Annotated in this window: 18 protein-coding genes; 16 read left to right on the top strand and 2 right to left on the bottom strand. The window is 71.5% G+C overall.

Annotated features, from left to right (window positions below; all coding sequences use genetic code 11):
* Positions 1 to 22: 22 nt before the first annotated feature.
* The 3 genes from ABT053_RS35985 to ABT053_RS35975 all read left to right on the top strand — a co-directional run bounded on the left by ABT053_RS35985 (position 23) and on the right by ABT053_RS35975 (position 5,243).
* The gene (locus tag ABT053_RS35985) at positions 23 to 811 is read left to right on the top strand and encodes an ABC transporter ATP-binding protein (RefSeq protein ID WP_350975382.1); all 789 of its coding nucleotides are present in this window, start codon (positions 23 to 25) and stop codon (positions 809 to 811) included.
* A 116-nt stretch (positions 812 to 927) separates the two neighbouring features.
* Positions 928 to 2,496 carry a hypothetical protein gene (locus ABT053_RS35980; protein WP_350975381.1) on the top strand — a complete coding sequence of 523 codons (1,569 nt, stop codon included), beginning with the start codon at positions 928 to 930 and terminating at the stop codon, positions 2,494 to 2,496.
* A 110-nt stretch (positions 2,497 to 2,606) separates the two neighbouring features.
* A complete protein-coding gene (locus tag ABT053_RS35975; protein ID WP_350975379.1) occupies positions 2,607 to 5,243 on the top strand; it encodes a phosphoenolpyruvate carboxylase in 2,637 nt (878 codons plus the stop codon).
* A 259-nt stretch (positions 5,244 to 5,502) separates the two neighbouring features.
* On the opposite strand, the gene fdhD is transcribed toward ABT053_RS35975, so the two are convergent.
* Positions 5,503 to 6,576, bottom strand: coding sequence for a formate dehydrogenase accessory sulfurtransferase FdhD (gene fdhD, locus ABT053_RS35970; RefSeq protein WP_350975378.1), 1,074 nt, complete (start codon positions 6,574 to 6,576; stop codon positions 5,503 to 5,505).
* 153 nt (positions 6,577 to 6,729) lie between these two features.
* On the opposite strand from fdhD, the gene ABT053_RS35965 reads away from it, so the two are divergent.
* From ABT053_RS35965 to ABT053_RS35925, 9 genes are all read left to right on the top strand, one after another.
* Positions 6,730 to 7,554: a biotin--[acetyl-CoA-carboxylase] ligase gene (locus tag ABT053_RS35965; protein ID WP_350975377.1), complete on the top strand. Its 825-nt coding sequence runs from the start codon at positions 6,730 to 6,732 to the stop codon at positions 7,552 to 7,554.
* Between the two features lie 33 nt (positions 7,555 to 7,587).
* Positions 7,588 to 8,106, top strand: coding sequence for a PH domain-containing protein (locus tag ABT053_RS35960; protein WP_350975375.1), 519 nt, complete (start codon positions 7,588 to 7,590; stop codon positions 8,104 to 8,106).
* A gap of 3 nt (positions 8,107 to 8,109) precedes the next feature.
* Positions 8,110 to 9,147 (top strand): adenylate/guanylate cyclase domain-containing protein, encoded by a 1,038-nt coding sequence (locus ABT053_RS35955; RefSeq protein ID WP_350975374.1) that lies wholly within the window; start codon positions 8,110 to 8,112, stop codon positions 9,145 to 9,147.
* Positions 9,148 to 9,222: 75 nt separating this feature from the next.
* On the top strand, positions 9,223 to 10,308 hold the full coding sequence (locus ABT053_RS35950; RefSeq protein WP_350975514.1) for an S-(hydroxymethyl)mycothiol dehydrogenase: 1,086 nt from the start codon (positions 9,223 to 9,225) through the stop codon (positions 10,306 to 10,308).
* Complete coding sequence (locus ABT053_RS35945) at positions 10,305 to 10,922, top strand: MBL fold metallo-hydrolase (RefSeq protein WP_350975372.1); 618 nt, start codon at positions 10,305 to 10,307, stop codon at positions 10,920 to 10,922. The genes ABT053_RS35950 and ABT053_RS35945 overlap by 4 nt, the downstream gene beginning before the upstream one ends.
* Positions 10,923 to 11,157: 235 nt before the next feature.
* Entirely contained in the window at positions 11,158 to 11,379 is a 222-nt protein-coding gene (locus ABT053_RS35940) for a (2Fe-2S)-binding protein (RefSeq protein WP_350975371.1), read from the top strand.
* Between the two features lie 15 nt (positions 11,380 to 11,394).
* Positions 11,395 to 11,877 (top strand): bacterioferritin, encoded by a 483-nt coding sequence (gene bfr / locus ABT053_RS35935; protein WP_350975370.1) that lies wholly within the window; start codon positions 11,395 to 11,397, stop codon positions 11,875 to 11,877.
* Between the two features lie 251 nt (positions 11,878 to 12,128).
* Positions 12,129 to 12,797: a response regulator transcription factor gene (locus tag ABT053_RS35930; RefSeq protein ID WP_012888073.1), complete on the top strand. Its 669-nt coding sequence runs from the start codon at positions 12,129 to 12,131 to the stop codon at positions 12,795 to 12,797.
* A gap of 3 nt (positions 12,798 to 12,800) precedes the next feature.
* Positions 12,801 to 14,078, top strand: a complete 1,278-nt coding sequence (locus ABT053_RS35925; protein ID WP_350975368.1) for an ATP-binding protein — start codon at positions 12,801 to 12,803, stop codon at positions 14,076 to 14,078.
* 109 nt (positions 14,079 to 14,187) lie between these two features.
* Here the strand turns inward: ABT053_RS35925 and ABT053_RS35920 are convergent, their stop codons facing one another.
* On the bottom strand, positions 14,188 to 14,748 hold the full coding sequence (locus ABT053_RS35920; protein ID WP_350975367.1) for a GtrA family protein: 561 nt from the start codon (positions 14,746 to 14,748) through the stop codon (positions 14,188 to 14,190).
* Between the two features lie 296 nt (positions 14,749 to 15,044).
* On the opposite strand from ABT053_RS35920, the gene ABT053_RS35915 reads away from it, so the two are divergent.
* The 4 genes from ABT053_RS35915 (at position 15,045) to ABT053_RS35900 (ending at position 18,087) form a co-directional block, all read left to right on the top strand.
* Positions 15,045 to 15,986 (top strand): hypothetical protein, encoded by a 942-nt coding sequence (locus tag ABT053_RS35915; RefSeq protein WP_350975366.1) that lies wholly within the window; start codon positions 15,045 to 15,047, stop codon positions 15,984 to 15,986.
* 155 nt (positions 15,987 to 16,141) lie between these two features.
* Positions 16,142 to 17,227: a 5-(carboxyamino)imidazole ribonucleotide synthase gene (locus ABT053_RS35910; RefSeq protein WP_502991959.1), complete on the top strand. Its 1,086-nt coding sequence runs from the start codon at positions 16,142 to 16,144 to the stop codon at positions 17,225 to 17,227.
* Positions 17,228 to 17,360: 133 nt separating this feature from the next.
* Positions 17,361 to 17,864 (top strand): 5-(carboxyamino)imidazole ribonucleotide mutase, encoded by a 504-nt coding sequence (gene purE, locus ABT053_RS35905; RefSeq protein WP_350975363.1) that lies wholly within the window; start codon positions 17,361 to 17,363, stop codon positions 17,862 to 17,864.
* 97 nt (positions 17,865 to 17,961) lie between these two features.
* The gene (locus tag ABT053_RS35900) at positions 17,962 to 18,087 is read left to right on the top strand and encodes a hypothetical protein (protein WP_350975362.1); all 126 of its coding nucleotides are present in this window, start codon (positions 17,962 to 17,964) and stop codon (positions 18,085 to 18,087) included.
* Positions 18,088 to 18,178: the final 91 nt, after the last annotated feature.

The following is an 18,178-nucleotide window of genomic DNA, read 5'->3' as shown; positions in this document are numbered from 1 at the left end:
CGGGCCCGGAAAGGGAGGTGCCATGCCGGAGGTCACGGAGGCGGTCAGGACACGGGGGCTGCTCAAGAGGTTCGGGCAGCAGGTGGCCGTGGGGGGTGTCGACCTGGTGGTGCCGCAGGGCGGTTTCGCCGGGCTGGTCGGCCCCAACGGCGCGGGGAAGACCACCACGCTCAGCATGGTCACCGGCCTCCTGCGCCCCGACGGCGGCTCGGCCCACATCGGCGGCGCCGACGTCTGGCACGACCAGGTCGCGGTCAAGGGCCGCATCGGCGTGCTCCCCGAGGGGCTGCGCCTGTTCGAGCGGCTCTCGGGCAGGGAGCTGCTCTCCTACAACGGCCAGCTCCGCGGCATCCCCAGGGACGAGGTGGGGCGGCGGGCGGAGGAGCTGCTGAAGGTCATGGACCTGACCGACTCGGCCGACAAGCTCGTCGTCGACTACTCCACCGGCATGCGCAAGAAGATCGGTCTGGCCGCGGCGCTGCTGCACAACCCCGGGGTGCTCTTCCTCGACGAGCCGTTCGAGGGCGTCGACCCGGTCAGCGCCAACACGCTCGTCGAGGTGCTCAGGCGCTACACCGCCTCCGGGTCGACGGTGGTCTTCTCCAGCCACGTCATGGAGCTCGTCGAGCGCCTGTGCGACTGGGTCTCGGTGATGGACCGCGGGCGGATCGTCGCCCAGGGGCCGCTGGACGAGGTCAGGGCGGGACGCGGCCTCAACGAGGCCTTCCTCGCCCTGGTCGGCGCCCGGGGCGGCGACGACGGCCCGGGCGGGCGGGAGGGCCTGTCGTGGCTGGGCGCGACCCCCTCGTGAGCGCGCCGGACGAGACAGGGCGGCAGGGACACGGAGGCGGGGGTGACGGGGTGAGCGCGGCCGTACGGGAGAACACTGTCACGGGAGGCGCGGCAGGCGCGGGAGGTGTGGGGACCGTGCGGGTCGGGCCCATGGTGTTCGTGCGGCTCAAGCTGCGGCTCGTCGCCGGGAACCTGAGCGGCAGCACCCAGCGCCTGCTGGGGTTCGTCTTCACGGTGATCGCCGCGTTCCTCTTCGGCACCCTCGGCTTCCTGGCGACGGCCTCGCTGCGCCTCGCGCCCGCGGACGTGGCCCTGGATGCCGTGACCGTGCTGTTCACCGTCTTCCTGGTGGGCTGGGCGGTCGTGCCGCTGCTCGCGTTCGGGCTGGACGACACGCTCGACCCGTCGCGCCTGGCGCTGTTCCCGCTGGGGACCGGCCGGCTGGCCGCGGGCATGTTCGCCGCCTCGGTCACCGGAGTGTGGCCGCTCGCCTCGCTGGCCGTGATGGCCGGGGCCGTGGCGGGCCTCGCCACCGGGATCGGCGGGGTGATCCTGGGCGCGGTCGCGGTGCTGCTCCACTTCGCGCTCTGCGTCACGCTCTCCCGGCTGGTCACCACGTCGCTGTCGGGGATCCTGCGCACCCGCAGGGGCCGCGACGTGCTGGCCGTCTCGGTCGTCTTCTTCATCCTGGCGGCCCAGCTGCCGAACCTGCTGCTCAACGGCGGCCTGACGGACCCCGGGGCGATGCTGCGCGACGTCGCCTCGGTGCTGAGCTGGACCCCCTCCGGCGTCGCGGCCCGCGCCGTCGCCGACGGCGGCCTCCTCGCGGTCGCGGGGTCGGCCCTGCTCGCGGTCCTGGTCGCCGGGGCCGGGTGGCTGTGGATCGCGGCGCTGCGCCGCTCCCTGGTCTCCCCCGACGCCTCCACCCAGGGCGCGTCGGTGCGAAACTCCCAGGGCCTGCTGGCCAGGATCCTGCCCGACGGCCCGCTCGCCGCGGTCGCGGGCAAGGAGCTCAGGTACGCCCGCCGCGACCCGCGGGGCAGGGTCGGCTGGTTCGCCGCCGTCGCGGTCGCGGGCATCATGGCCTTCTCGATGTACGGAGACGGCGAGGGCGCGACCGGGAGCTTCCTCGTGATCCTCCCCGCCTGCCTCGGCGCGGTGATGATCGGTATCCAGGGGTGCAACGCCTTCGGCATCGACGGCCGCTCCCTGTGGACGAACGCCGTCGCCTACGGCACCGACCGCGACTGGCGCACCGACATCGCCGGGCGGCACCTGGCCGTGGCGACGATCGCGGTCCCGCTGCTGCTCGTGCTCGCCACGGTCGCGGCCCTGCTCGCCGGGAACATCGCCTGGGCGGTCCCGGCCGCGCTCACCGCCTGGGGCGTCCTCGGGGCCGGGCTCGGCGTGGGCGCGCTGACCAGCGTGCTGATGCCGTACACCGTGCCCGAGCGGCTGAACGCCTTCACCGGCGCGGCCCCGGGGCAGGGCGGCATCGCCTTCGTGGCGTCGTTCGGCGCGCTGATCGGCACCGGCCTGCTCGCGCTGCCCGTCGTCCTGCCGGTCCTGGCGGGTCTCACGTGGGTGGGCGTGCTGGCGGTGCCGTACGGGCTGCTGTTCTCCTGGGGCGGCCGGAGGGTCGCGGCGAAGATCGCCTTCGCCCGGTATCCGGCACTCCTGGAGGCGACCTCCGTGGCCACCTGACACTCGTCCCAGGGCTGTCTGAACGGCCCGTGAACGGCCCTCCGAGTGGTCTAGTCCAATGGGTGAGACCGGTCTCCGTTCGACAAAACGGACTGGGTACGCTGGCGGGCATGCCCGCCACCGTGTCCCATCAGGCAGAGCGTTCCACCGCTGTCACCGAGATGCCCGACGAGCTGCGCGCGGACGTGCGACTGCTCGGTGAGCTCCTGGGGCAGGTCATCGCCGAGCATGGCGGCGATGACCTGCTCGCCGATGTCGAACGGCTGCGAAAGGCCGTCATCGGGGCCCGCAGAAAGCAGGTGTCGGTCGACGAGATCACCGCGATGGTGGCCGAGTGGCCGATCGACCGCGCGGTGCAGATCGCCCGCGCGTTCACCTGTTACTTCCACCTGGCGAACCTGGCCGAGGAGCACTTCAGGATCCGCACCCTCAGGGTCCGCGACACCGGCGAGGAGCCGCTGCCGGAGTCCCTGGCCCAGGCCGTCCAGGAACTCGGCGACGACAAGGTCGCCGACCTGGTCGAGGGGCTGCGCCTGCACCCCGTGCTGACCGCGCACCCCACCGAGGCCCGCAGGCGCGCCGTGGTCACCGCGATCCAGCGCATCAGCGGCCAGCTCGCCGCGTACAACAGCTCCGACAGGGGCGCGGCCGAGCGGGCGGAGACCCGGCGGCGGCTGCTGGAGGAGATCGACCTGCTGTGGCGGACCGCCCAGCTGCGCTCCACCAAGCTCGACCCGCTGGACGAGGTCCGCACCGCGATGGCGGCCTTCGACGAGACCCTCTTCCGGGTGGTCCCGCAGGTCTACCGCGCCCTGGACGCCGCGCTCGGCGGCGGGGCCGGCACCGGGAAGCCGAGGGCCCGCGCCTTCATCAGGTACGGCAGCTGGATCGGCGGCGACCGCGACGGCAACCCGAACGTCACCTCCAAGGTGACCAGGGACGCCGTGCTCATCCAGGCCGAGCACGTGCTGATCGCCCTGGAGAACGCGACGCTCAGGATCGGCCGCTCCCTCACCCTCACCGCCGACTACACCCCCGCCTCCGCCGGGCTGCGGGCCGCGCTGTCGAGCGCGGTGAACGACCACCCCGACGTGGTCTCGGAGATGGCCACCCGCTCCCCGAGGGAGCCGCACCGGCAGTGGCTGATGTTCGTCGCCGCCCGCATCGCGGCGACCCGCCAGCGCGGCCTCGACCTGGCCTACCGCTCGCCCGAGCAGCTCCTGACCGACCTGCGCACGGCCCAGGACTCGCTGGTCGAGGCCGGGTCGAACCGGCAGGCGTACGGGGAGCTGCAGCACCTCATCTGGCAGGTGGAGACCTTCGGCTTCCACCTGGCCGAGCTGGAGGTCCGCCAGCACTCGCAGGTCCACGCCGCCGCGCTGGAGGAGATCGCCGCCGGGCGCACCTCCGAGCGGACCGAGGAGGTCCTGGCCACGATCCGCACGATCGCCTGGATCCAGGAGCGGTTCGGGGTGACCGCCTGCTCCCGCTACGTCGTCTCCTTCACCCGTTCGGCCGACGACATCGCCGCGGTCCACACGCTGGCCGCGCACGCGCTGGGCGACCGGGCGCCCCGGCTCGACGTGGTCCCGCTGTTCGAGTCGGGCGCCGACCTGGCCGCCGCTCCGGCCGTGCTGTCGGGGATGCTGGAGATCCCGGCCGTACAGGCCAGGCTCGCCGCCGACCGGCGCCTGGAGGTCATGCTCGGCTACTCCGACTCCGCCAAGGAACTCGGCCCGGCCGCCGCGACCCTGAAGCTGTACGAGGCCCAGGAGGCGCTGGCCGCCTGGTCGGACGAGCACGACGTGCCGCTCACGCTGTTCCACGGCCGGGGCGGCGCCCTGGGCCGGGGCGGCGGACCGGCCAACCGGGCCGTCCTCGCGCAGGCCCCGGGCTCGGTCGGCGGCAGGTTCAAGGTCACCGAGCAGGGCGAGGTCATCTTCGCCCGCTACGGCCACGACGCCATCGCCCGCCGCCACATGGAGCAGGTCACCTCGGCGGTGCTGCTCGCCTCCACCCCGTCCATCGAGGCCCGTACGGCCGACGCGGCCGGGCGCTTCCGCGGCGTGGCCGGGCAGGTCGCCTCCGCCTCGGAGAAGGCCTACCGGCGGCTCACCGAGGCGCCCGGCTTCCCCGAGTGGTTCTCCCTGGTCAGCCCGCTGGAGGAGATCGGCTCGCTCCGCCTGGGCTCCCGCCCCGCCCGGCGCGGCCTCGGCGCCCCCCGGTCCCTGGACGACCTGCGGGCCATCCCGTGGGTGTTCGCCTGGGCCCAGACCCGGGTCAACCTGCCGGGCTGGTACGGCCTGGGCAGCGGCCTGGAGGCGGTGATCTCCGAGTCCGGCCTGGACGAGCTGCGCGCCGCCTACCGCGAGTGGCCGCTGTTCGCCTCGCTGCTGGACAACGTGGAGATGTCGCTGGCCAAGACCGACCGCGACATCGCCGCCCGCTACCTCGCGCTCGGCGCCAGGGACGACTTCGTCGAGCAGGTCCTGGCCGAGTACGACCTGACGCGCCGCCTGGTCCTGGAGATCACCGGCCACACCCGGCTGCTGGAGGACCGCAAGGTCCTGTCCCGCGCGGTGCAGCTCCGCGACCCGTACGTGGACGCCCTCTCCCACCTGCAGCTGCGCGCCCTGTCCACCCTCCGCGCCGACGAGGGGCTGTCGGAGGACGAGCGCGAGCGCCTGTCCACGCTGCTGCTCCTGTCGGTCAACGGCGTCGCGGCGGGCCTGCAGAACACCGGCTGACCCCCGAGCCGTCCGCCTGGGGCCCCTCCGGTCCCGGGCGGACGGCTCAGAGGCCGATACCGGCGATTCAGGACGGGAGTGAACTTCCCGGCCAGGAGGGTTCTTCGAGGGCCGGAGCGGGCGCCTCAGCGGCCGGTACGGGACGCTCTGAGGTGTTCCGGGGGTAGGTGGTGGTTCGGGACCGGGGCGCTCCGGGGTGTCCGGGGAGCGTCCGGCGGCTCACGGCCGGTACGGGGTGTTCCGGGAAGCGGGCGGAGGCTCAGGGACCGATGCGGTGCGCCCCCGCGTAGAGGTTGAAGCGCTCCTCGCGCAGGAAGCCGACCAGCGTCATCCCGAACTCCCTGGCCAGGTCCACGGCGAGGGAGGACGGCGCGGAGACCGCGCAGACGACCGGCAGGCCCGCCGTGAGGGCCTTCTGCATGATCTCGTAGCTGGTCCGCCCGCTGACCATGAGCACGTGCCCGCCCAGCGGCAGCCTCCCGGTCATCATGGCCCAGCCGACCAGCTTGTCCAGCGCGTTGTGCCGCCCCACGTCCTCGCGGACCGCGAGCGGCTCGCCCCCGGCGGTGAACAGACCGGCCGCGTGCAGCCCGCCGGTCTTGCCGAAGATCCCCTGGGCGCTCCTCAGCCTGCCGGGCAGGCCGTACAGGACCTCGGGGGAGACCAGCACGTCCTCCTGGCCCTCCTGGCCGGGCAGCGGCGAGCACCGGCCGCGCAGGGCGTCGAGGCTGGCGGTGCCGCAGACGCCGCACGCGCTCGACGTCATGAAGTGCCGGTCGAGCGAGGGCAGGTCGGGCAGCCCGTCGCCGCGCAGCCGTACGGTCACCGTGTTGTAGCGCGCCTCCGGAGGCACGTCCTCGTCGGTGCAGTAGGCGATGGACCCGATGTCCGCCGGAGCCGCGACGCCCTCGCCGTACAGGAACCCGGCGGCCAGCTCGAAGTCGTGTCCGGGGGTGCGCATGGTGATCGCGACCGTGCGGCGCTCCTCGCCCGCCTGGACGCGGATCTCCAGCGGCTCCTCGGTGGCCAGGTCGTCCCGGCGCTCGCGGATCGTCCCCGACCGCATCTGCCCGACCCGCGCCCGGGTGGTGGGCCCCGGCCTCCGCACGACCTCCACCACCTCGAAGCCAGGATCCACCTCGAAGCCCGCATCCGCCCCTGAGCCCGGATCCACCCCGGGGGCCGGAGCGTCGGCCGCGCCGGCCACACCAGCCACCTCGACCACCTCGACCACCTCGACCACCTCGGCCGCCTCGACCACCTCAGCCGCGCCGGCCACCTCAGCCGCGTCGGCCATGTCAGCGCCGTTCTGTACGGGGAGATGTCTGCTCATGCGTTCATCATCTCTTTTCGCCGCCGTCTGAACGGTTTCCCGCCCCGTCGGAAAGCCGGTCCTTGCCCGCCCACCCAGACTTCGACAACAGTATTCCCTGGTCATTGGATTAATTCGGTAACAGGGGGTCGTTAGTGGAGGCAAGATGGCTAAGTGCTCGACTCGCCCTTCACTGATCTCGACCGCCCGCCGCTCTCCCAGGCGGCGCTCACCCGCGCGCTGGTCCGTCCCGGCGGACTCTGGTCCGGCGTCTCCGTGGTCACCAGGACCGGATCGACCAACGCCGACCTCGCGCACGCCGTCCGCGACGGCGCGCGGCAGGGCGCCGTCGTCGTCGCCGAGTCCCAGTTCGCCGGTCGCGGCAGGCTCGGCCGCGTCTGGAGCGCTCCGCCTCGTTCGAGCCTGACGTTCTCGGTCCTCCTGCGTCCCGACCCGCCCCTGTCCGAGCAGGGGTGGCTGCCCCTGCTCGTCGGCCTGGCGGTCGCGTCGGCCGTGCGGAAGGTCGCCGAGGTCGACGTACGCCTCAAGTGGCCCAACGACCTGCTGATCGGCGAGCGCAAGCTCGCCGGGGTGCTCGCCGAGCGGATCGACAGCGCGGTGATCGTGGGCGTCGGCCTCAACGTGAGCGTGCGCCCCGAGGAGCTGCCGGTGGAGACCGCCACCTCCCTCGCCATCGAGGAGGCCGCCTGCGCCGACCGCGACCCGATCCTGCGCGCGGTGCTGCGGGAGATCGAGACCCACTACCGCGAGTGGTCGGAGGCGAACGGCGACGTCGAGGCCTGCGGCCTGCGGGCCGCCTACCTCGCGGTCAGCGCCACGGTCGGGCGGGAGGTCAGGGTGGAGCTGCCCGGCGAGCGGGTGCTCACCGGCACCGCCACCGGTGTCGACCGCGCCGGACGCCTGGTCGTCAGCTCCAAGGGAGAGGAGCACACGCTCAGCGCGGGCGACGTCGTGCATGTTCGACCCCACAGCTCATGACGTGGAGCATGTTGACGTGCCACGATTTGCCCCATGGGTCTACCCGATCACCACATGACGGAGGGGGAGCGACGGATCAGGTCGTTCCACCCTCACTGGAAGCGACTTATCGGCCCGTTCCTCGCGTTGATCCTGATCATCGTGGGGTCCGGCGCCGCTCTTTTCTTCATGCCCGACTTCGAGTACCGGTCCTACGCGCTCATCGCGGTGGCCGTGGTCGCCGTCGGCCTGCTGACCGTGTGGTCGTTCGTCCCGTACCTGCGCTGGAAGAACACCTCGTACGTCCTCACCTCGCACCGGTTCACCATCGGCACGGGGGTGCTGAACACCTCCGTCGACGACATCCCGATGGCCAAGGTGAACACGGTCAGCGCCGACCAGACCCTCGTGGAGAGGCTCTTCGGCTCCGGCACGCTGGTCGTCGAGTCGGCGGGCGACCACGGCCGGATCACGCTGCGCGACATTCCCCGGATCCAGGAGGTGCGGGCCGAGCTGTTCCGCGCGATCGACGAAGCGGCCGACGGGGAGCCCTCGGAACCCGGCGGGCGGTGACCCATGGGGCGTGACCTCCTGGGCCTGGGGGAGGGCGGGGACGGGGCGGAGGTCCCCGCCGGGCGCCCGACGGCCGAGCGGATCGAGCGCCTCTTCGTCGGAGCGTCCCCCCAGTACACCCGGATCCAGGTGGCGAGCCTGGCCCGGGTGCCGCAGGAGCTCACCGAGCGGATCTGGCGCGCGCTGGGGTTCGCCACGCTCCCCGACGACACCGTGGCCTTCACCGACGCGGACGTGGCCGTGCTGGAGCGGGTCCGGACGATGATGGAGAGCGGCCTGCTGGACGACCGGACCGTCATCCGGATGTCGAGGGCACTCGGCCAGACGACGGCGAGGCTCGCCCAGTGGCAGGCCGAGATCATGATCGGCGCGATGCTCGACCCCGGCCGCCGGCCCACCGACGAGGACCTGGCGGCGGTCATGGAGACCTCGCGCAGGCTGCTGCCCGACTTCGAGAAGGTGCTGGTCCACGTCTGGCGCGCCCAGCTCGCCGCCGCCGGGACCCGCCTGCTGGCGCTCGCCGACCTCACCGACGAGATCGTGCCGGCCCGGCTCACCCTCGCGGTGGGCTTCGCCGACCTGGTCTCCTTCACCCGGGTCTCCCGCGAGCTCGACGAACGGGGCCTGGCCGAGCTGGTCGAGGGCTTCGAGTCGCGGGCCTCCGACGTCGTCGCCGAGCACGGGGGGCGGATGGTCAAGACCCTCGGCGACGAGGTGTTCTTCACCGCGGCCGACCCGCGGACGGCCGCGACGATCGCCCTGGACCTGGTCGGCGCGATCCGCCAGTACGGCCCCGACGTGCGCATCGGGCTGGCGTACGGCCCGGTGCTGCCGATCATGGGCGACGTCTTCGGCACCACCGTGAACCTGGCGGCCAGGCTCACCGCCATCGCCCGCCCCGGCACCGTCGTCGCCGACGACAGGCTGGCCGAGGCGCTGCGGGACACGCCCGGCGTCGAGGTCGGCCGCATCCGCCAGCGCCCGGCCCGCGGGCTTGGGGTGGTGCAGCCGTACGTGCTACGCAGGGCTGGTAATCATTGAGGCCGGCGCCCCAGGGCCGTCCGATCGGCAAGCGGGCCCGCGAGGGCCGAAACCATGACAGATGAGGTGCAGGACATGCCGTACACCGTGCAAGGCGTGGTCGCGCGTGGCAAGGGCGAGCCCGTCTCGCTGGAGACCGTCATCGTGCCCGATCCGGGCCCCGGCGAGGCCGTGGTGACGGTCCAGGCCTGTGGCGTCTGCCACACGGACCTGCACTACCGCGAGGGCGGCATCAACGACGAGTTCCCGTTCCTGCTCGGCCACGAGGCGGCCGGGGTGGTCGAGGCCGTCGGCGAGGGCGTCACCGAGGTGGCCCCCGGCGACTTCGTGATCCTGAACTGGCGGGCCGTGTGCGGCGACTGCCGGGCGTGCCTGAGGGGCCGTCCCTGGTACTGCTTCAACACCCACAACGCCGCCCAGAAGATGACCCTGGAGGACGGCACGCCGCTCAGCCCGGCCCTGGGCATCGGCGCCTTCGTCGAGAAGACCCTCGTCGCGGCCGGGCAGTGCACCAAGGTCGACCCGCTGGCACCGGCCCAGGTGGCCGGGCTGCTGGGCTGCGGGGTGATGGCCGGAATCGGCGCCGCGATCAACACCGGCGGGGTGACCCGCGGCGACAGCGTGGCGGTCATCGGGTGCGGCGGCGTCGGCGACGCGGCCATCCTGGGGGCCCGGCTCGCGGGCGCCTCGAAGATCATCGCGGTGGACGTGGACGACCGCAAGCTCGGCTGGGCCAAGGACTTCGGCGCCACCCACACGGTCAACTCCCGCACCGCCGACGTGGTCGAGACGGTCAAGGAGCTCACCGGGGGCAACGGCGCCGACGTGGTCATCGAGGCGGTCGGCCGCCCCGAGACGTACAAGCAGGCCTTCTACGCCCGCGACCTCGCCGGGACCGTGGTCCTGGTCGGGGTGCCCACCCCGGACATGACGCTGGAGCTGCCGCTGCTGGACGTCTTCGGCCGGGGCGGCGCGCTGAAGTCCTCCTGGTACGGCGACTGCCTGCCCAGCCGCGACTTCCCCATGCTCATCGACCTCTACCTCCAGGGGCGGCTCGACCTCGACCGCTTCGTCTCCGAGACGATCGGCATCGGCGACGTCGAGGACGCCTTCGCCAAGATGCACCGCGGCGAGGTCCTGCGCTCGGTGGTGGTCCTGTGATCGACAGAGTCGTCACCTCCGGCACGTTCTCGCTGGACGGCGGGACGTGGGACGTCGACAACAACGTCTGGATCGTCGGCTCGGCCAGCGAGGTCGTCGTCGTCGACGCCGCGCACGACGCCGCCGCGATCGCCGAGCGGGTCGGTGACCGCGAGGTCAGGGCGATCGTCTGCACCCACGCGCACAACGACCACATCGACGCGGCGGCCGACCTCTCCGCGCGGACGGGCGCGCCGATCCTGCTCCACCCGGCCGACCAGGTGCTGTGGGAGATGGTCTACCCCGACCTGCCGTACACCCCGCTGGAGGACGGGCAGGTGCTCTCGGCCGGGGGGATCGAGCTGACCGTGCTGCACACGCCGGGCCACGCCCCGGGAGCGGTCTGCCTGTACGGAGCGGACATCGGCGCGGTCTTCACCGGTGACACCCTGTTCAACGGCGGTCCCGGCGCGACGGGGAGGTCCTTCTCCTCCTTCGACACGATCATCGAGTCGATCAAGAACCGGCTGCTCGCCCTGCCGCCGGGGACGGCCGTGCACACCGGTCACGGCGCCTCCACCTCCATCGGCGCGGAGTCGGGACACCTGGAGGAATGGCTGGCCAGAGGCCACTGACCCGCCATTGATCCACCGCTGATCCACCGCTGATCCACCGCTGATGCGCCGCTGATCCACCGCTGATCCGCGTCCGCCGCCGCGCCGCTTCCCGCCGCGTTCGATCCGATCACGCGCCCCGGTTTCCGCCGGGGCGCGTTCGCGTTTCCGGCGGGAAATTCGTGCCCGTGACGGCGATATTAAGAATGTGTGTCCCAGTTCATATAGGCAAGCCTTACCAAATGAGCTAGCTTAGGTGTGCCTAACCTATGGTAGTCTCCAGAGAGGTCGCATCACCGTGTACGTATGCGTCTGCCGCGCGGTCACCGAGAACGAGGTGCACGACTGCATCTCGGCAGGTGCCAGGAGCGCGCGTCAGATCCGCGATGCCACGGGTGCCGGTGGCGACTGCGCTTCTTGCGTGCGAAAAATCTGTGCGATCCTAAAGCGGTCCGAAGATTTGATGCCGACCGCATAGCACGAGGAGCCCGCCATGCAGGGCGACAAGAAAATCATCGAACTGCTCAACGAGCAGCTGACCGCGGAGCTGACCGCGATCAACCAGTACTTCCTGCACGCCAAGATGCAGGAGAACTGGGGATATACCAGGCTGGCCAAATACACCCGCGAAGAGTCCATCGACGAGATGCGCCACGCGGAGAAGCTGACCGACCGCATCCTCTTCCTTGAAGGCCTGCCCAACTACCAGAAGCTGGGCACCCTGCACATCGGCCAGACCGTCGCCGAGCAGCTCCGCGCCGACCTGGACGTCGAGCTGGAGGTGGTCACCCGGCTGAAGCCGGCGATCACCCTGATGCGGGAGAAGGGCGACGCCACCTCCGCCCGCCTCTTCGAGGAGATCCTCGCCGACGAGGAGCACCACATCGACTACCTGGAGACCGAGCTGGGTCTCATCGGGAGTCTCGGGGAGCAGCTCTACCTCGCCCGCTACACCGAGCCGCCGTCGGCGTCTTGAGGTGAATCGAGCAGAACACGCCCGCCGGATCCCCTCCGGTAGGGCGTGTTCTGCTTTGTCCGTCGATCCTTTGGCGGTCCTGTGCTTTCGAGGGACTTCCAATGCGGGAGACCTACTCCGTGGCGCCCGGCCGTTGCGGGATGACTATCCGGGATTTATCAGTGTTTGCCCAGGTCAATGGATAGGTCAACGACGAGTCAAACCGCGCGCTGTACCCGGGAAACGATCCCCTAAGGTCCTACGATCGCAACATGACCTGTGTACTACTCGCCGAGGATGACACCTCGATTTCCGAGCCGCTGGCTCGAGCCCTGCGCCGCGAGGGTTATCAAGTAGAGGTGAGCCCTGACGGCCCGCAGGCTCTGGAGCGGGCGCTGTCAGGTGGCATCGACCTGATCGTTCTCGACCTGGGCCTGCCCGAGATGGACGGCCTGGAGGTGGCCCGGCGCATCCGTGCCGAGGGTCACGGAACTCCCGTGCTGATCCTCACCGCCCGCGTCGACGAGGTCGACACGGTGGTGGGCCTCGACGCCGGGGCCGACGACTACGTCACCAAGCCGTTCCGCCTCGCCGAGCTGCTGGCGCGCGTCCGCGCGCTGCTGCGGCGCGGCACGTCCGAGACGCCCGTGGTCCAGGGCGTGCGCATCGACGCCGACTCCCGTCGCGCGTGGATGGGGGACAAGGAGCTGCACCTGACCACGAAGGAGTTCGACCTGCTGAGGGTCCTGGTCCGCGACGCCGGAAAGGTGGTCACCCGAGAGCAGATCATGCGCGAGGTGTGGGACACCAACTGGTGGGGTTCGACCAAGACCCTGGACATGCACATCTCCTGGCTACGCCGGAAACTCGGCGACGACGCCGCCAAGCCCCGATACATCACCACCGTTCGAGGAGTCGGCTTCAGGTTCGAGCGCGAGTAGGAGATGCGCCGCCGTCTTCTCTCCTCAACTCTCCTCGTCGCGGTCATCGGGGTGTTGCTGCTGGGCATTCCCCTCGGTGTGGCGGTCAACCGGCTCATCGAGGAGGAGGCGACCCAGGAACTCTCCTCCCATGCCAAAAGCCTGCTCGGGGAGGTCGAGTACGCCCGGATCCAGGACCAGCCGGTCGACGAGCAACAGCTCGAACGCAAGTATTCCGATCTCTACATCCAGATTTACGCGAAGGGGACACCTCCCCAGGTGATAACGGTGGGCACCGAGCCCCCCGAGAGCCAGAAGATGACCGAGGACGCGCAGTCGGAGAACGGCGTGTACGTCGCGGTCAGCCGGGACAAGACGGGAGTGGAGCGTGAGGTCCGCGCGTGGCTGTTCCTCATCCTGGGACTCGCCGCGGCTGCCCTCGCGGTCGCGGTCGGGCTCGCCATAGTGCAGTCGCGCCGCCTGACGTTACCGCTCAGCGACCTTGCGATGATCGCTGAGCGGCTCGGTTCCGGTGACGCCAGACCGAGCAAGCACCGTTACGGCATCCAGGAGCTCGATCGGGTGGCCGAGGTGCTCGACCGCAGCGCGACCCGCATCTCCGACCTCCTGGCCAGAGAGCGGGAGTTCGCGACCGACGCCTCCCACCAGCTCCGCACCCCGCTCACCGGCCTGACCATGAGACTTGAGGAGATCGTCGCCGCCGCCGACGAGCCGGGGATCGTCAAGGAGGAGGGCGAGGCCGCCATCGTGCAGGCCGAACGGCTCACCGCCGTGATCGACGAGCTGCTGGCCACCGCCAGACGGCAGCGTCAGGCGCAGTCCGAGATCGTCGAGCTCGACGTGCTGCTCGATCAGCAGTTCATCGAGTGGGGCCCCGCGTTCCGCAGGGCTGGGCGGCGGCTGAGCCTGGTCGGCACGCGAGGTCTCCAGGCGCTGGGCACCGGCGGCGGCATCGGCCAGGTGGTCTCCACCCTGCTGGAGAACTCGCTGGAACACGGCGGCGGCACGGTGACGGTGACCACCAGTGCCAGGGACAGGTCCATCGTGATCGAGGTCGCGGACCAGGGGAGCGGCATCCCCGACGATCTCGCACCCAGGGTGTTCGAACGCAACGTGAGCGGGCGCGGCAGCACGGGTCTCGGCCTGCCCCTCGCCAGGGCGCTGGCCGCCGCCGACGGGGGGCGCCTGGAGCTCGTACGGGCGCGTCCGGCGGCGTTCGCGTTCTTCCTGCGCCAGGTGGGCGAGCCGGGCAGGAACCGCGTCGTGCGCGGGCCCGCCTGAGCGCTCCGGCGGGGTTCCGGGGCGTGGTTTCTCGGTCTCCGGCGGCGGGCGTACCGGCGCCGGCCGGGACTTCGGGCGTCCCGCGGGCCGGAGACCGGCCCGGGGTGCGCTAGCGCGGGCCGGGGGGCGGCGCGTTCTCCTCCGAGGTCTTGCTCAGGGGAAACATGTGCCCGTTGACCTGGCCGTTCGGCGCCGCCGGCGGGGCGGGCGGCGCGCCGGGGACGGCCTCGGCCGGTGGCGTGCCGGGCAGGAAGACCCACTTCTTGTACGACCAGAACCTGAACAGGGTCCCGAGGGCGGTGCCGGTGAGCAGGGCGATGTTGTAGCTCAGCGCGTCCTGCAGGCCCAGGGTGTAGGTCACGAAGCCGATCACCAGCAGCGAGATCAGCAGGCCGATGCCGTTGAGGAGGAAGAACAGGAAGTATTCGCGGGCCAGGCCGCTCTGCTCCCGGTGCCTGAACGTCCAGTAGCGGTTGCCGAGATAGGCGAAGGTGGCCGCGACGATCGTGGCGATGACCTTGGAGGTGAGCGGTCCCCAGTCGAGGCCGAACCTGAGCAGGTTGGTGCCGCCGGTGTCGATCACGAAGGCGACCGCGCCGATCGTGCCGAACTTCGCCAGCTCTCGCGCCAGCTCGGCGAGCCGCCGGTAGGCATGTCGGAGAAACTCCACGTTTCCTGCACGGTCCTTTCGGGGGTCGGCTGCTGATCCGCCGCGTCGGAGGACCTCGAACACTCTTCGGGCCAGGCTACCGGTGAGGAGGCGTGATCCGCGCGAGGTTGACACGTTGATGTCGATAGCCGTCAGCAGGGACTTTTTCCACGAATGTCGTATAACACCGGATAAACAGGGGCGCTGGCCGTTACGCTGATCCCTCAGATCGTCGGAGGCTCCGTGAAACTTTCGCCTCCCGTGATCGGTCCAGACGGACTGCCGCACGCGACGGCCACTACCCCGGGGATCAACCCTTGCGCCGCCGACTCCTCGCCCTGATCCTCGGTCTGTCGATGGCGACCGGCTGCGGCGCGCGGAGCGGCACGCCGGACACCGCCCCCGGGACCGGCCCGTCGCGCGAGGCGTCCGCCGGGGTGCGGCTCGCCGAGGCGTCCAAGGCCTTCGCGCAGCTGAGAAGGCTCGACGACGCCTGGCGCGACCGGGACTGCGCGACCGTCGAGAGGCTCACCACCTGGGCGGAGAGAGCGCTGGGCGGCCGTGCCTGTGAGGCGACCCGGAACGGCCGCCCAGCCCCCGCCAGGAAGTCGTACGACGACGTGGAGCTGTACCTGCCCGGCGTCGACGAGGAAAGCTGGTTCGTCGCCCTGGCCCGCGAGCCCGACCCGGCCTACTTCCTGTTCCTCCGGGAGGACGGCGAGTGGCGGCTCGGCGCGGGCCCCATCCCGATCCAGGGCGAGATCCACGAGCCGGCCGACGGCGCGGTCCCCGCCGACGACCCCGACACGGGGGTGCGGGCCCGTCTCGTGCCGCAGCGCTACCTGGCCTACCTGACCGACCCGGTGGGGGTGAGCGGGGTGACCTTCCCCAGGGGCGACCCGGTCCGGGCTCTCTTCGACGAGCTGGTCAGGCGCCCGCCGAACGCGCGGCCCGACCGCCTCACCGCCGACGTCCGCCTGCTCGTCGGCCCCCGGCACGCGCTGCTGCTGCCCACGGGCGGCGCCCTGGTCATCCACGCCCTGGAGATCGAATACCGGCAGAGGGCCCGTCAGGGCCGCGCCGCGCTGGCCCGTCCCATCTACGGCCGGGCCGACCTGCGCGGTTTCACCGGCAGGACCAGGACCGCGAAACTGACCGGGACCGAGATCGTGCTCGTCGCCACCGAGATCGTCGGCAACGGTTCCAAGCTCGTCACGACGGGCATGCGCCGCGGCCTCGCCACCCTCACGGCGGACTGACCCCCGCCCCCAGGCCGCCCCCAGGCCGCCCTCCGTCCGCCCACCGCTTGGCCGCGCACGGCGTGACAGTAAACTTAACCGCTGTGAGCAGCCCTTCTTTGGCCAGTCCCATCGGCCCCGTCGTCGGCGTGATCGGAGCGGGCCAGCTGGCCCGGATGACACAGCAGGCGGCCATCGCCCTCGGCATCGAGCTGCGGGTCCTGGCCGGCTCGACCGACGAGAGCGCCGCCCGTGTGATCGCCGACGTGCGTCTGGGCGACTACCGGTCCCTGGCCGACCTGCGCGACCTCGCCAAGGGGTGTGACGCGGTCACCTTCGACCACGAGCACGTGCCCACCGAGCACGTCCGGGCCCTGGCCGAGGACGGCTTCGCGGTGCACCCCGGGGCCGGCGCGCTCGTCCACGCCCAGGACAAGGCGGTGATGCGCGAACGGCTGACCGCGATCGGCGTTCCCTGCCCGCCCTGGCGGCGGGTCGCGACGGCCGCCGACGTCGAGGAGTTCGCGGCGGAGAACGGCTGGCCGGTCGTGCTCAAGGCGGTCCGGGGCGGCTACGACGGGCGCGGCGTCTGGATCTGCCGCTCCGCGGCCGACGCGGCCGAGGTCCTCGCCTCCGGGGTGCCGCTGATGGCCGAGGGGTTCGTGCCGTTCGAGCGGGAGCTCGCCGTGCTGGTCGCCAGGTCGCCGCACGGGCAGGGGGTCAGCTACCCGGTGGTGGAGACCGTCCAGCGCGACGGCATCTGCGTCGAGGTGATCGCCCCCGCCCCCGGCCTCGACCCCGAGTGGGCCGCGGTGGCCCAGCGGATCGCGCTGACCATCGCCAAGGAGCTGGGCGTGACCGGGCTGCTCGCCGTGGAGATGTTCGCCACCCCCTCGGGGCTGGTGGTGAACGAGCTGGCCATGCGCCCGCACAACAGCGGCCACTGGACGATCGACGGGGCCCGCACCTCCCAGTACGAGCAGCACCTGCGCGCGGTCCTCGACCTCCCGCTCGGGTCGCCCGCGCCGACCGCCCCCGTCGTGGTGATGGCCAACCTCCTGGGCGGCGACGACCCCGACATCTTCTCCCGGTACGAGCACGTGATGGCCCACGACCCGGGAATCAAGGTCCACTTCTACGGCAAGGAGGTGCGGCCGGGCCGCAAGATCGGCCACGTCACCGCGATGGGCACCGACCTGGACGAGGTCCGCGCGCGCGCCCGGCACGCCGCCGTCTACCTCGCCGAGGGAAGATACACCTGAGCCGCCGGGCCGTCGGAAGGACGGTCGCAGGGATCGTCCGGAGCCCCCGCACCACCGGACGCGCCGTACCGGCATTCACCACGGCACCACCGCGAACGCGCGCGGCCACCGGGCCGCGAGGCAAGGAGACACAATGACCACCGTCGGCATCGTCATGGGCAGCGACTCCGACTGGCCGGTGATGAGACTCGCCGCCGAGGCGCTGGCCGAGTTCGGGGTGGCGTTCGAGGCCGACGTGGTCTCCGCGCACCGCATGCCCGAGGAGATGATCGCGTACGGCGCGGAGGCGGCCGGGCGCGGGCTGAAGGTGATCATCGCGGGTGCCGGGGGAGCCGCCCACCTGCCGGGCATGCTCGCGTCGGTGACCCTGCTGCCGGTGATCGGTGTCCCGGTCCCGCTGAAGTATCTCGACGGCCTCGACTCCCTCCTCTCGATCGTCCAGATGCCCGCGGGGGTCCCCGTCGCGACCGTCGCCGTCGGCGGCGCCCGCAACGCGGGCCTGCTGGCCGTGCGGATCCTCGCCGCCGCCGACGAGGGGCTGCGGACGAGGATGGAGGCGTTCCAGCGTGCCCTCAAGGATCAGGCTCACGCCAAGGGCGAGAAACTTCGGGCCGAGGCCGCCCAGCTCGGCGCCTGACATAAGCGCTTTTGACCGCTGGCTTGACAGCATCGGGGATAGATGAGGGCGCGGGGGGAAGGGGAAAACCTTCAAAATATCTTGGAGGTCGAGAACCATGAGGAACGCTATCCGCGCCATCCTCGGACTCACGATGGCCGTGCTGGCGGTGTTCGGAAGCCTGGGCGCCGGTGAGAGCCAGAGGCCCGTCGACTCCGCCGGCGGTTCCGTGTCGGTGCGCTAGTAGTACTTCGTTAGGTTGGTTCGGGTGGGTGGTGTTCTGGTCGTACGGCGGTGGCGGGTATGTCGCGGTGGCAGGTGGGGCATGTGCCGGT

This window comes from Streptosporangium sp. NPDC002524, from assembly GCF_040295985.1.
Lineage (GTDB): Bacteria > Actinomycetota > Actinomycetes > Streptosporangiales > Streptosporangiaceae > Streptosporangium.
This window is presented reverse-complemented; position numbering and strand designations above follow the sequence as displayed.